The organism is Pradoshia sp. Z3_51, from assembly GCF_058215915.1.
The window spans coordinates 391,207-405,641 of the sequence record NZ_JBZAJC010000002.1 but is presented as its reverse complement, the minus strand read 5'-3'; the positions used below and the strand labels follow the sequence as shown (position 1 = coordinate 405,641).

16 protein-coding genes are annotated in these 14,435 nt (G+C 38.3%); all 16 read right to left on the bottom strand.

From position 1 onward, the window contains the following. Window positions 1–208 precede the first annotated feature (208 nt). Entirely contained in the window at window positions 209–1,909 is a 1,701-nt protein-coding gene (locus AC4BHA_RS05620) for a proline--tRNA ligase (RefSeq protein WP_490558272.1), read from the bottom strand. A gap of 83 nt (window positions 1,910–1,992) precedes the next feature. Next, window positions 1,993–3,252: an RIP metalloprotease RseP gene (gene rseP, locus AC4BHA_RS05615; RefSeq protein ID WP_140461282.1), complete on the bottom strand. Its 1,260-nt coding sequence runs from the start codon at window positions 3,250–3,252 to the stop codon at window positions 1,993–1,995. Window positions 3,253–3,269: 17 nt separating this feature from the next. Then, window positions 3,270–4,412 carry a 1-deoxy-D-xylulose-5-phosphate reductoisomerase gene (gene dxr / locus AC4BHA_RS05610; RefSeq protein ID WP_490558271.1) on the bottom strand — a complete coding sequence of 381 codons (1,143 nt, stop codon included), beginning with the start codon at window positions 4,410–4,412 and terminating at the stop codon, window positions 3,270–3,272. A gap of 36 nt (window positions 4,413–4,448) precedes the next feature. Next, a complete protein-coding gene (locus AC4BHA_RS05605; protein WP_490558270.1) occupies window positions 4,449–5,240 on the bottom strand; it encodes a phosphatidate cytidylyltransferase in 792 nt (263 codons plus the stop codon). A gap of 22 nt (window positions 5,241–5,262) precedes the next feature. Continuing rightward, the gene (uppS, locus tag AC4BHA_RS05600) at window positions 5,263–6,036 is read right to left on the bottom strand and encodes an undecaprenyl pyrophosphate synthase (protein ID WP_490558269.1); all 774 of its coding nucleotides are present in this window, start codon (window positions 6,034–6,036) and stop codon (window positions 5,263–5,265) included. 269 nt (window positions 6,037–6,305) lie between these two features. Then, window positions 6,306–6,863, bottom strand: a complete 558-nt coding sequence (gene frr, locus AC4BHA_RS05595; RefSeq protein ID WP_066100363.1) for a ribosome recycling factor — start codon at window positions 6,861–6,863, stop codon at window positions 6,306–6,308. Continuing rightward, a complete protein-coding gene (gene pyrH, locus AC4BHA_RS05590) occupies window positions 6,863–7,588 on the bottom strand; it encodes a UMP kinase (RefSeq protein ID WP_066100364.1) in 726 nt (241 codons plus the stop codon). Before pyrH ends, frr begins: the two co-directional genes overlap by 1 nt. Window positions 7,589–7,740: 152 nt before the next feature. Next, a complete protein-coding gene (gene tsf, locus AC4BHA_RS05585; RefSeq protein ID WP_066100367.1) occupies window positions 7,741–8,625 on the bottom strand; it encodes a translation elongation factor Ts in 885 nt (294 codons plus the stop codon). A 131-nt stretch (window positions 8,626–8,756) separates the two neighbouring features. Further along, window positions 8,757–9,521 (bottom strand): 30S ribosomal protein S2, encoded by a 765-nt coding sequence (gene rpsB, locus AC4BHA_RS05580; RefSeq protein ID WP_066100370.1) that lies wholly within the window; start codon window positions 9,519–9,521, stop codon window positions 8,757–8,759. A gap of 155 nt (window positions 9,522–9,676) precedes the next feature. After that, the gene (locus AC4BHA_RS05575; RefSeq protein ID WP_066100372.1) at window positions 9,677–10,207 is read right to left on the bottom strand and encodes a hypothetical protein; all 531 of its coding nucleotides are present in this window, start codon (window positions 10,205–10,207) and stop codon (window positions 9,677–9,679) included. Between the two features lie 11 nt (window positions 10,208–10,218). Further along, window positions 10,219–10,533: a hypothetical protein gene (locus AC4BHA_RS05570; RefSeq protein ID WP_066100375.1), complete on the bottom strand. Its 315-nt coding sequence runs from the start codon at window positions 10,531–10,533 to the stop codon at window positions 10,219–10,221. A 16-nt stretch (window positions 10,534–10,549) separates the two neighbouring features. Then, the gene (locus AC4BHA_RS05565; RefSeq protein ID WP_490558268.1) at window positions 10,550–11,884 is read right to left on the bottom strand and encodes a flagellar assembly protein A; all 1,335 of its coding nucleotides are present in this window, start codon (window positions 11,882–11,884) and stop codon (window positions 10,550–10,552) included. Between the two features lie 24 nt (window positions 11,885–11,908). Further along, window positions 11,909–12,682 carry a FliA/WhiG family RNA polymerase sigma factor gene (locus AC4BHA_RS05560; RefSeq protein ID WP_140461277.1) on the bottom strand — a complete coding sequence of 258 codons (774 nt, stop codon included), beginning with the start codon at window positions 12,680–12,682 and terminating at the stop codon, window positions 11,909–11,911. Between the two features lie 108 nt (window positions 12,683–12,790). Further along, window positions 12,791–13,294: a chemotaxis protein CheD gene (locus AC4BHA_RS05555; protein WP_490558267.1), complete on the bottom strand. Its 504-nt coding sequence runs from the start codon at window positions 13,292–13,294 to the stop codon at window positions 12,791–12,793. Further along, complete coding sequence (locus tag AC4BHA_RS05550) at window positions 13,291–13,929, bottom strand: chemotaxis protein CheC (RefSeq protein ID WP_490558266.1); 639 nt, start codon at window positions 13,927–13,929, stop codon at window positions 13,291–13,293. The genes AC4BHA_RS05555 and AC4BHA_RS05550 overlap by 4 nt, the downstream gene beginning before the upstream one ends. Window positions 13,930–13,947: 18 nt before the next feature. After that, window positions 13,948–14,409, bottom strand: a complete 462-nt coding sequence (locus AC4BHA_RS05545; RefSeq protein ID WP_139891235.1) for a chemotaxis protein CheW — start codon at window positions 14,407–14,409, stop codon at window positions 13,948–13,950. Window positions 14,410–14,435 lie beyond the last annotated feature (26 nt).

Here is a 14,435-nt window from a genome sequence, read left to right as displayed (position 1 = left end):
TTATAACACAACTCTTTTTTATTCAAATCCCTTCTTGCAAAGATTAATGCTTTTATCAATTCAGAAAACACCTTTAGCCATACTTATTAAAGACCGGTATTGGGAGTAAAAAGCATAATCCAAACCTTAAAACAACTTATCAAAAAAAATTTAGCACGTAAAAAACAAGCTCTCCCCATTGCAAAAGGGAGAGCTTGTACTTAATATTTTACAGGATTTCTTTTAATCGATCAGCAAGATCAGTAACAGGCACTTCAAAACTTTCCCCTGTTCGTCTCACTTTAACTTCTACGATTCCTTCGGCAGCTTTTTTACCAACCGTTACTCGAACAGGTAGACCAATTAAATCAGAATCAGCAAATTTAACACCTGCACGTTCATTACGGTCATCCATTAATACATCATATCCAGCTTGCATAAGCTCGTCATATAATTTCTCACCTAGATTCCGCTGATTTTCATCCTTCATATTAACCGGAATAAGATGCACTTGATATGGAGCAATATTAGCAGGCCACATCAAGCCTTTTTCATCATTAAATTGCTCAGCAATCGCCGCAACGGTTCTGGATACTCCAATTCCATAGCACCCCATAATCATCGGCTGACTGCGACCATTTTCATCCAAGTACGTACCGTTCATTGCTTCACTGTATCTTGTTCCTAACTTAAATACATGACCCACTTCTATTCCTTTAGCAAACTGAATGGTGCCTTTTCCATCTGGCGAAGCATCACCAGCCTGTATAAAACGAAGATCTTCATATTTCACATTAGAAAAATCACGGTCAGGATTTACATTAATGTAATGTACCCCTTCTTCATTGGCTCCACACACCGCATTTTCCAAAACTTCAACAGCGAAATCAGCAATAATTGTCACGCGGTTTTCGTCCACTCCAATTGGTCCAATAGAACCAACGCTGCAATTCAGTATATCCTTTGTCTCCTCCGGACTTGCAGGTTCAACGATTGTAGCATTAAAGATATTTTTTAGTTTAATATCATTTAATTCATGATCTCCTCTGATCAATACAAGCACGAACTGATCGTCCACTTTCCAAAGAAGTGATTTAATACACTTATCATTAGTTGTATTTAAATATCTTGATACTTCTTCGATTGTTTTTTGATCAGGTGTTGATACTTTAGTCAGTTCTTTAAGCTCTTCACCAGTTTTTACAGCCGTGTTAACAACAGGCGCCATTTCAATATTAGCTGCAAAGTCAGATGTATCCGAATAAGCGATTGTGTCCTCACCTATTTCAGAAAGCACCATAAATTCATGTGTATCTTTTCCGCCCATAGCTCCTGAATCTGCTATAACCGCTCTGAAATCAAGCCCGCAACGGCTGAAAATATTGGAATAGGCTGTAAAGATACGATCATACACTTCATCCAGGCTTTCCTGGCTGGAATGGAATGAATACGCATCCTTCATAATAAATTCACGGCCGCGAAGCAAACCGAAACGGGGACGCTTCTCATCGCGGAATTTTGTTTGAATTTGATAAAGAGTTAGAGGTAAACGCTTGTATGATTTCACCTCATCACGAAGTAAGCTTGTAATGACTTCTTCATGGGTTGGTCCCATTGCAAATTCACGATTATGGCGGTCATGCATTCTCATTAACTCAGGACCATAGGAATACCATCTGCCGGATTCCTGCCATAGCTCTGCCTGCTGCAGTGTCGGCATTAGTAATTCTACCGCTCCTGCGCGCTCCATCTCTTCTCGAATAATTTTTTCAACATTTTGGATTACTTTTAAACCAAGTGGAAGATAACTATATATTCCACTTGCATTTTGGCGCATAAATCCGGCACGAAGCAATAATTGATGACTTTTTACTTCAGCGTCTGATGGCACCTCTCTTAATGTTGGAATCATCGTCATACTTTGTCTCATATCTATTCACCTTTCTATCCTAATCACTTTACTTTATGTATAGCAGGAGCTTAACACGTGTTTAGCCCCCGCTACTGACTATTTTAAAAGAAAAATCGCTGTATATCATTCCAGGTGACGACGATCATTAATAGCATCAATAAGGCAAATCCAATAAAATGGAACATACCTTCCTTTTGCTTATCAACCGGTTTCCCTCTAATTGCTTCAATTGCAAAGAATAACAGCCTTCCTCCATCCAACGCGGGCAACGGCAAGAGATTCATAATCCCAAGGTTAATACTTAAGACCCCTGCCCATTTTATCAAGTAAAAAATACCTGATTTTGCCACCTCTTCTGTGGAAACATATATACCCACAGGACCTGATAATGCATCTATGGAGAATCCTCCTGTGATTAAATCACCAAGTACAATGAAAATTTGTTTAGTCCATAAATACGTTTCCGTAAATCCATAACCGATCGCTTTGATAAAGGATTTTTCCGTCGGAGCATAGACCCCTATGATTCCCCGTTTGCCGGCTGAATCATCCACTAATTTAGGTGTGACATTTATCTCCTTATTTTGGCCATCACGTTCAACCTCAAAAGTCAGTTCATTATTGGCATTCTTTTGAATAGTTGATTGAATATCACTCCATGAATCAACTTTTTCGCCATTAATGGAGTGTACGATGTCTCCTGCCTTAAGTCCAGAGCTAATAGCAGGTCCATCTTCTGTCAGTTTGCCAAGTTTCGGCTCATCGACCACAACACCTTGGGCAATCCCAATAATCATGAATAACACAGCTGCTAAAACAAAATTCATCATCGGTCCGGCAAAGATTGCCATCGCTCTTTGCGGTAATGTTTTTGAATTAAACTGGCGGTCATATGGTGCTATTTGAAGCTCAAGGCCATCTTCTACCATTACCGCTTTTGGATGAACCTTAAAGGTTTGGATAGCTTCATCATTTCCATCTTCATATCCACGAATGATTAACTGATGATCCAGATCTGCTTGTTCCACCTCAATAATTCTTGCTTCAGGATATTTATCCTTGTTAGTGACAATGATTTTGTTAATTTCCTGATTTTCGTTAAACAGTACCCCAATTCGGTAGCCTGGTTTCAACTCAACTGTTTCTGCGTCTTCACCAGCCATCCGTACAAAGCCTCCAAGCGGAAGTAAACGAATGGTATAGACAGTTTCATTCTTTTTTATTGTAAAGATTTTCGGCCCAAAACCGATGGCAAACTCTCGACAGAGTATACCAGCTCTTTTTGCAAAGATTAAGTGGCCTAATTCATGAAAAAACACTAATCCTCCAAAAATAAGTATAAACGCTAATATTGTTTCCACTTAATCGACCATCCCTTTTAATATAGTGACTCGATATACCTTCTTGTCTCCTGATCGACTTCCTGAATAGTCTCGAGTTCAGGTTTTTTGATTAGCTGATGACGCTCCATAGCTTTTTCCACCAGTGCCTCAATTTCCAAGAATGGAATCTTGCCCTGTAAGAACAATTCGACTGCCACCTCATTGGCAGCATTTAAAACAGTCGGCATTGATCCGCCAATTCTTCCGGCATTATAAGCGTATTGTAAACATGGATAGCGGTCAAAGTCCATCTTTTTAAAATGTAAAGTTGCCGCTTCTGCTAAATTAAGTCTCTTTGAAGAGATAAGCGGTAACCGATCCGGATATGAAAGAGCATATTGGATAGGCACACGCATATCTGGGGTCCCCAGCTGCGCCATCACACTTGAATCGTGAAATTCCACCATAGAATGGATAATGCTTTCCTGGTGCAATAGGACATCAATCTGTTCATATGGCAAATTAAACAGCCAATGGGCTTCAATCACTTCAAGTCCCTTATTCATCATTGTGGCAGAATCTATTGTTATTTTTGCGCCCATAGACCAATTTGGATGATTGAGTGCATCTTTAACTGTAACATTCTTTAACTCATCTCTTGTTCGGTCTCTGAAGCTTCCTCCAGATGCTGTGATAATCAAGCGTTCAATATTTTTAGCCTTTTCACCCTGTAATGCCTGGAATATAGCAGAATGCTCACTGTCAACCGGCAGTATAGGCGTTTGAAACCTCTTGGCAGCCTCCATAACTAAATGTCCGGCTGTCACCAATGTTTCCTTATTAGCAAGGGCAATTTGTTTACCAGCTTCCATCGCCTGCATGGTAGGAATTAAACCAATGCTTCCCATTACGGCATTCACTACAATATCTCCGTTTACATAAGTAGCTGCCTCTATTAAGCCTTCATGTCCGTATACAATTTTCCTGCCCGGATATTCCGTCTTCAGTCTTTCCGCATCTTCTTTTAGCTGTACACAAATCAGTTCGGGCTGGAATTCCTGAATGATTTTCCGAATTCCGTCCACATTTCTTCCGCCTGAAACAGCTGTTAAGTTAAATTCCTCTGGATGATTGCGTACAATATCTATCGTTTGCATACCGATAGACCCTGTAGCCCCTAATAAATTGATCCTTTTCAAACTAAAGCTCCTCCCCCAGCAATTGTATAGTTACGTTTAAAAAATGAAGAAGTGCAATATGGGAAGAATAAAAATCAAACTATCAAATCTGTCCAAAATTCCTCCATGTCCCGGTAAGATATTACCGGAATCCTTAACACCATAATGCCTTTTATATGCAGATTGTACAAGATCACCCAACTGCCCAAAAATCGAAATTAATAATGCCATTATAATCAGCTTACTTATATTGTAGTCCAAATTAGAGAAAAAATAGAACAGAATTGCAACAACTAATGCACTTCCAACTCCACCAAGGAATCCTTCTACTGTTTTATTTGGGCTGATTTCCGGCCAAAGCTTTCGTTTTCCTAAAGATCGCCCTACAAAATAGGCACCTGAATCAGTAACCCAAATCGTAATTAATACAAAAAGTATCATTAAGAGGCCATTCTCAACATCTCTTGTCCCAAAAAAGTAATAAAAAGCTACACCTATGTATAGAGAAGACAACAATAGAAAAGCCGCATCATCAAACGTAAAAGCATTTTTAGAAATTACCGTAATCACTAATAACAAAAATGCAATGATAATAACTATATCCATTTTATCGTATTGAATCATATCAAAGAAACTACTGTAACGATCAGGTATCAATAAAACCCATACTAATAAAAACGATAGTAACGATGATATCGTCATTAGCGGCATTTTCTTCATCTTAAGTAGTTCATATAATCCAATTGTCGCCATCGCATAGATTAAAATAAGAAACGGAATATTTCCATAAATTAATATCGGTAAAAATAATGCAATCGCGACTATCGCAGTAATGATTCTTTGTTTCATCCTAAAACCCCTGCCTTCCTCATTATACGCCGCCGTATCTTCTCGATCTGCCCTGGAATTCTTCAATTGCATTGAGCAATTCATGGTCATTGAAGTCCGGCCACAATACATCTGTAAAATAAAACTCCGTATAGGCTAATTGCCATAACATAAAGTTGCTCAGTCGAATTTCGCCGCTCGTTCTGATTAATAAATCCGGATCCATCAGCTGATTGGTCATCAAATACTCAGAGAATCGTTCTTCTGTCAAATCGCTTTCTTCCAAACGACCATCTTTCATATCAGTTGCGGCTTTTTTTACACCTTCGAGGATTTCTGCACGGCTTCCATAATTAAGAGCGAAATTTAAAATTAGACCATCATTATCTTTAGTTTGATCTAATGCTGTAGTGACTGCATTGACAGTATGCAAAGGCAGCCTCTTTTGATCACCCATAATTTGCACCTTAACATTTTCCTCCATTAATTCCGGCAAAAACGTTCCTAGAAATTCTTCGGGTAATTTTAACAAATAATCTACTTCATCTTTTGGACGTTTCCAATTCTCAGTTGAAAAGGCATAAACCGTTAAAACCTTAACTCCCAATTCATTAGCTAATTTAGTCGTTTTACGCACGACCTTCATACCCTCATGATGTCCAGCTACTCTTGGCAGTGCTCTTTTTCTTGCCCACCGGCCATTCCCATCCATAATAATGGCAATATGGTCTGGTATTTTATTTTGTTTTACCTTTTCTATTCTTTCTGGTATAGAATACTGTTTCCCTTTTTTCTTAACTATCTTCCATCCAAACATGTTATTTCCTCCAAAAGGAATTAATCTTCCCTGCTTATGTATATTTGATCATTTAGCCTTAGTACAAATTCCATAACCTATCATACCACATTTAATTGTCACAAACATTTCTGTTTGTATGTTTGTTTCCTGGCAGTTTTATGGATTTCTAACAGTTAACCTTTTTGGACACACTGTATGATTCTGTTATTATATAATTTCGTCACCTAATACATACTAGGTGTAACAAAAAAGCCCCTTTAGATAAAAGGGGCTTTATGATATAAAAATCAAACTTCCATGATTTCCTTTTCTTTATCTTTAGCAAGAGCATCGATTTTCGCGATATGATCATCCGTCATTTTTTGAACGTCATCAGAATATCCACGAAGTGCATCTTCTGTAATTTCCCCGTTTTTCTCTAGCTTTTTAAGGTCATCATTACCATCACGGCGTACATTACGAATCGCAACTTTCGCTTCTTCAGCTTCCTTCTTCACTTGTTTAACAAGGTCACGACGACGTTCTTCGGTTAGTGCAGGAACACTTAAACGAATAATATTACCATCGTTCACTGGGTTAAGTCCAAGATCAGATTTCAGAATTGCCTTTTCAATATCACCAAGAATGGTTTTGTCATAAGGTGTAATAACCAGCATACGAGCTTCCGGAACGTTGATTGACCCAAGCTGATTTACAGGTGTAGGTGCTCCATAATAATTTACAGTCAATCTGTCTAAAAGGGATGCACTAGCACGACCTGCACGGATAGAGGCTAATTCTCTGGAGAATGCCTGAATTCCTTTATTCATCTTTTCCTTCGTATTGTCTATAACTTGTTTTGCCATTATTCTTTCCCCCTAACAATAGTACCTATAGTTTCACCCATAACGGCACGTTTAATATTTCCTTCTTCCATTATTGAGAAGACAATTAGTGGAATGTCATTATCCATACATAAAGATGATGCTGTGGAGTCCATTACAGATAAACCATCCTTAATTAAATCAAGATAAGAAAGTTTATCATATTTAACGGCAGTGCTATCTAATACAGGGTCTGCACTATATACACCATCAACATTATTTTTACCCATAAGAATGACATCTGCTTCTATTTCGGCAGCCCGTAAAGCTGCTGTCGTATCTGTAGAGAAATATGGATTTCCAGTACCTGCAGCAAAGATAACCACACGTGTTTTCTCTAAATGGCGGATTGCTCTGCGACGGATATAAGGCTCAGCTACTTGTCTCATTTCAATAGATGTTTGGACACGTGTCTCAATCCCTTGTTGTTCCAAACTATCCTGAAGCGCAAGTGAATTCATGACTGTTGCAAGCATTCCCATATAATCGGCAGTTGCACGGTCCATTCCAAGTTCACTGCCTGTTTTGCCGCGCCAAATATTTCCGCCACCAACCACTACTGCGACTTCTACACCAAGCTCCGCAACTTCTTTCACTTGTTTAGCAACTGAAAAAATTATGGTTGGGTCAATCCCAAATCCTTGAGCACCGGCAAGTGCCTCTCCACTTAACTTTAATACAACTCTTTTATACTTTACGCTGCTCATAGTAACCTCCACCGTCATTAGTTATCGATCTATCGCAAGCTTTAATAGTCGATATCCTCATCTAATACTCTGTTTATTTTAAGGAAATGTATTCTTGAAAAATAGGGAACACAACGTGTCCCCTATTTTTATGCTATACACATGTAATTAGATTAGTCTTTTTTAATTTGGCTCATTACTTCTTCAGCGAAGTTATCTTGTTTCTTCTCGATACCTTCTCCTACTTCGTAACGTACGAACTCAACGATTGTAGCGCCATTAGCTTGTACAAATTGACCAACTTTTTGATCTGGATTTTTAACGAATGTTTGATCCAGTACACAAATTTCTTCAAAATATTTACCTAGACGGCCTTCAACCATTTTCGCAACGATTTTTTCAGGTTTTCCTTCGTTTAATGCTTGTTGTGTTAGAACTTGACGCTCATGTTCAACTTCTTCAGCAGTAACTTGGTCACGTGATACGTATTTAGGGTTTAAAGCAGCGATGTGCATAGAAACATCTTTCGCAACCGCTTCTTCAGTTGTACCTTCAACGATAGTTAATACGCTGATACGTCCGCCTTGGTGGATGTAAGCTCCGAAAGCTCCGTTTTCAGGTTTTGTTTTGATTTCAAAACGACGAAGAGTGATGCGCTCACCAATTTTTGCAATAGCAGCATTGATGTGGTCAGCAACAGTTGCACCGTTAGTCATTGTTTGAGTTAAAGCTTCCTCAACATTTGCAGGTTCATTTGTTAAAAGATGTGCAGCCAATTCTTTTACAAGAGTTTGGAATGCTTCATTTTTAGCAACGAAATCTGTTTCAGCATTTACTTCAAGGATAACTGCTTTATCGCCTTCAACAACGATAGAAGTTAAACCTTCAGCAGCAATACGATCGCCTTTTTTAGCCGCTTTCGCAATACCTTTTTCACGAAGGTAATCGATTGCTTTATCCATGTCACCGCTTGTTTCTTGTAGTGCTTTTTTGCAGTCCATCATACCTGCACCAGTTTTTTCACGTAATTCTTTAACCATTTGAGCAGTAATAGCCATTTGGTCTTCCTCCTTTATATCATCCGATAAAATCAGTATGTAGCAGTGTGCGAATCCGTATACACCACTCTATTTTATTTCAAAAAAAGGTGATAAAAGGCACTGTCCTCTTATCACCTTTAAAAAATCAATTAAGCATTTTCAACTGTAGTTGCTTCTTCTGCTTCAACAGTTTCTTCAACTACTGTTTCTTCTGCAACTGGAGCTGTTTCTTCACCTTGTTTACCTTCAAGGATAGCATCAGCCATTTTACCAGTAAGCAATTTAACAGCACGGATTGCATCATCGTTTGCAGGGATTACATAATCGATTTCATCCGGATCACAGTTTGTATCAACGATACCTACGATTGGAATATTCAATTTATGAGCTTCCGCAACAGCGATACGCTCTTTACGTGGGTCAATGATGAACAATGCATCAGGGATTTGTTTCATATCCTTGATACCGCCTAAGAATTTTTCAAGACGCTCTTGTTCTTTTTTCAATTGAATAACTTCTTTTTTAGGAAGAACTTCAAATGTTCCGTTTTCTTCCATTTTTTCGATTTCTTTAAGACGTGCAATACGTTTTTGAATTGTTACGAAGTTTGTTAATGTACCACCTAACCAACGTTGGTTAACATAGTACATACCAGCACGGCCAGCTTCTTCTTTTACAGAATCTTGAGCTTGCTTTTTAGTACCAACGAAAAGCATAGTACCGCCATCAGCAGCCAAGTCTCTTACGAAGTTATAAGCTTCTTCTACTTTTTTAACCGTTTTTTGAAGGTCAATAATGTAGATACCATTACGCTCCGTGAAAATATATTTTTTCATTTTTGGGTTCCAACGACGAGTTTGGTGCCCGAAGTGTACACCTGCTTCAAGCAGTTGTTTCATTGAAATTACAGACATGTTTGTTCCTCCTATGTTTTGTTTTTCCTCCGCTCAAATCATTTTCAGGCTGAAACTGTAGGTTTACAGCACGATCAGTCCAAATCCTCAAGCGTGTGTATTAACACCATGTCATAATATAGCATAATCTCAGCATACAATCAAGTCTTTTTACTTTACTTTTGATTTAATTTAAATAAAAGGTCAATTTCTGTTTTGCCACGGCCCATTTTTTTTGCAATTTCCTCAATTGTTTTCCCTTGATTCTTCATATTCTGGGCCTCAGCCAATATAGGGACTCGTTCTAAATCTTGGTCGATAACATCTGATTCCGTTTTTTCTTCCTTAAGATGATTCGTAACGGATTGCCGGCTCGTATTTTCGTAGGCATTCCGTGCACTCTGCTGTCTATATCCATTTGGTAACCCTGTCATAGTGTGATCTATTTTCTCTTCTTGATCAGATAGCTTTCGAGGTCCTTCAGTGCGTGATATCTTACCAGTATCACCCACAAACAACTGTTTAATTTCATCGTTTTCTTCCTTCATTTCGATTATAAACGTATGGATTAGTTCCTCAACTTCTTTTTGATATTCTTTACATTCCTTCTCGAATTGAATAAGACGATTCTGCCTCAAATAAAGGATAACAATTGCTAAAACAGCCACCATATTGACCATGATGCTTACTATGAGTATAAATGTCATTTTGTCTCCTCTTATCCCGAAAAATCTATTCTCTTTCCCTTATAAGGTTGGGTTTCTGCTTGCGAAAAGGCAGAATGATTTTTAGTAGATTCATCATTCTGCCGCCGTTTTTCCTGCTGCCGGCCCTTGGAATGATTATTCCAATCAACCGAGCTATTCTTTTCTTGCCTAAGTACTGTTTCATTTTTTGCTCTTGTACTCTTTTTTTCCTGTTCGGAAGCATGCTCAATCAGTTGTTGACTACGATTCTGCAACAGCTCCTGGATTTTACCTGCATCCTGCGTTCTGGGTATTGCAACTTGCAATTCAATCGCTTTTAAACTCATGATTCATTGCCCCCTTTTAGAGCGGATAAACAGATATCTCGTTTCCCTTATCAGTAAATCTCACTGACTGGTAATTTTGATTCAGAGGCATGCTATACTTACCCATTTTTATATAAAGATTAGGGTAGCATGCACCGTTAATAATTAATTCCTCATCGATTTGCAGCTCATAATCTAACATTAATCTCTCTTGCTTAAGTTTTTTCATTTCATCCACTAAAAAATCTTTTGTTTTCCTTTGTTTTTCCAGCAAAAGAGCATCCTTTTTGTCATTCGATAACCTTGTTTTTTCTTCAAGCTTCACAGCTATATACGAGAGTTTCGAGAGTGTTTTTTGCATTTTTTGATAACGAGAATCCAAATCCTGCTTAATCATTTCAATTGCATCATTATTTCCGATATGTATTTCAGTACGTGTATAGTGTAAATTCCCTGCATCCATCAGTTCCACTCTCTTGCCAGCCCTTAAAACTCCGCCTATTAGATGTCCTTTTTTACAGGTTACAGATTTCATGGAAGTTACAAAACTATGGAGAATAGCATGTTGAATAATGATATTACCGCTTGATATTACATTTGCATAGTTTATGTATAAGGCGTATAGATCTCCGCCTGTTCGAATACTGCAATTCTTTTCCCCAGTAATTCCGCCCTTGACAATAACCGAGCCGCCAACATTAATGTCTGATCCCTCAATCATACCGAAAACTTTTAAATCGCCACCGCACGAAATCGTATAACCGACGGGTATATTGCCCTCAATATACACATTTCCAACAAAATCAATATTGCCTACCTCCAGGCTCAAATCTCCTTTTACATAAAAAACAGGATTAACCTGTATAGTATGACCTACTATACTGATTTGTCCGTTAATCGTTGAATAGAGGCTTGATTCATGTTCAATGACATTGGGTCCCAATTTATAGACGGCTCTTTTGCCTGGTTTCGGTTTGATTTCATTTCCGAAAATATCCATTCCAAATAGACCATAAGTTGGTTGAGATGCAGCCGCAATTTTATCTCCTGTAGAGAAGGATGGGATATCCATTACATTTCGGAAGTTAAACAGTTGCTCCCCTGTGTCTATTCCCTTTGTATATTCGAGTTTTAATTCTCCATCCTGTCCGTTTTCCGGTAATTTCCCTTCAGCAATCAATAAAGGAAAAACAACCTGCTCCGTATTCAGTAAATGTACTTTTGTTTCCTTTTTTATGCCAAAGATAATCGGCAAAGAAACAAGCCATTCATCTATTTGTCTATCAGAAACCGATTGTGCCTGATTCCCTATAGGTATAATCCAGGCCTTCATTTTATCTTGGGAAACCTCTAGTTTATATGGAAAATCCATTATTCCACTCCCAAACCAATAGCTTTAGCGGTAGATTGTTTTTGCTAATAACTCTTTTAATTTAAATAGTGCACGTGAATGTATTTGTGAAATTCTCGAAGTCGATAGCTTCAAAATGTAGCCGATCTCTGTAAGAGTCAGCTCCTGCCGATAAAATAAGTCCAACACTAATTGTTCTTTTTCACTTAGCCTATGAATGAGGTCTCCCATCTCTTTGAGCAATTCTTTTTTAACAAGGGCTTCTTCAGGAGATAGCATGCGCTCGTCTTTCACTGTATACGATTGCGCTTCCTGTTCCGAGTGAGTATCATGCGGCTGTTCATCCATTGATAAAATATTGGAAAAGAAATTCTCATTCGTGATTTTGACAACCTCATCCTCTGTAATCCCTAATTCTTCGGCAATTTCAACAGGTGTGATATTACGCATATTCTTCTGCTCTAACGCTTCTATAGTCGAATCTATTAATTTTGCTTTTTCTCTCGTACTTCTTGGCAACCAATCTTCTTTACGCAATCCATCTATAATGGCTCCCCTAATTCGAAAGGAAGCATAGGTCTCAAATTTTAAATCACGGGATGGGTCGAATTTTTCTAAAGCATCAAATAGACCCATATTCGCTAAACTTCTTATATCATCTCTATTCACATTTTTAGGCAGGTTCACTGAAATTCGTTGTACATGATAACTGACCAATGGCAAGTATTTTTTTGCCAATATGTCTCCAGCCTGCGCGTCCCGGCCTTCAAGCCATTTATGCCAATACGTCTGTTCTTCACCGGTACTCACTTGAGACATTTTGACCCTCCCCTTAGTTGGTTTATTATGGTAATTAAATTATAACAAAAAACAACAGATATACATCCGACAAATTTCCCTTAATTTCGCTCTTTACCGAATGAAAACTTAAATAGAGCAGGAACCCTGATTAACCATACGAATGTGCAATATACTTGTAATCGGATTAAATTCAATTGTTCTTCCACTGTTTCCGCCAACATCTTCAGCAATTATCTGGATATGATTTTCCATAAGCTGAATTTTCACAGCATCTACATTTCGCGGTCCGATTCTCATCAGATCACTTCCTGAACTGAATTGAAACATTTGCGCTCCACCTGCAAGTTTTGCCTTGAGCAATTGACTTTTTATTCCCTTATTCTTGAATTGTTTAATAAGCTCTGGTATTGCAGTATCTGCATATTTTGCTTTATTAAATGTTTTACCTCTCGCAAGTGAGGAATCCGGCAGCATAACATGAACCATTCCTGCTATCTGTTGAGATGGGCAGTAAAGGACAACACCAACACAAGATCCAAGACCGGCTGTTCTAATAATGGAACCCTTATAAGCAAAATTCATATCTGCAATTCCAACGCGGATAATTTCCTGTTCGTGACGAGGATTCATTCCATATTCACTCCCAATGTGGAAAAGAGTGTATCAACTGATTCAGGATCAGGCAGTAAGAAAAAGTGCCCATTTACATCTTTTTCTTCCTTACTATCAGACTCGGTAAAATCCGTATCAATGATAATCGCATAATCGCCAACTTGGGAAAATTCCAGTAATCCATACCCGAGCAAGGCTCCCACCATATCAATCCCCAGCACAGGAACAGAAGGATATATTTTCATACCAGTAAAATCAGACAAGGAAGATAAATACGAGCCAGATAGAATATTGCCCATTTCTGTCAGGGCAGATAAAGAAATTTCATCATCCAATGAATGATCAAAGGAAAATTGATTGGAACCGGTCATTTGGTTAATAAATCTGGTTGCCTGCGATAAAGAAAGGATAAAATACATATTGCCGGTGATGTCACCTTCTATTCTCATGTAAACACTGGCTACAACATTATCCGCTCCTCCTGCAAGCTCCATTGTTTCGTCAAATGTTGCAATTTTCACGGAAGGGACACTCATCATAACCGGTTTGTTCACTAATAGAGATAAAGCAGTCGCAGCATTACCTGCACCGATATTACCAATTTCCTTTAAGGTATCCAGTTGGAGATGTGTTATGGAATCCAGATATGACATGTCCTGCCCGCCTTCTTCCTATATAGATTGTGTTGTTCCAAGTACTTGTAAAATTCGTTCGAGTTTGATTAATATCAACAAACGTTTATCAACCTTCACAACGCCATTTATAAAATCAATCTCCTGCATACCGATAACTTTAGGCTGCGGTTCAATTAAATCAGCCGGAAACTCTAAAACATCCCTGGCTGAATCAACAATCAATCCCACTTCAAATTCATTAAAGGAAATAATGATAATCCTTGAAGACTCATCATATTCTTTTTGCTCTAGGCCAAACCGCATTCGAAGGTCAATAATCGGTGTAATCGTCCCTTTAAGATTAATTACTCCCATCACAAAGGGTTCTACACCCGGAACTCTTGTAATAGTTGATACTTTTTCGATAGACAGCACATACTCGACAGGTATTGCATATTCTTTATTCACTAACTCAAAGACTATAACTTTCTGCATCTGTCTATTATCATTGTCAGCCATATAAACTCCTCCTTATCTTACAGCCC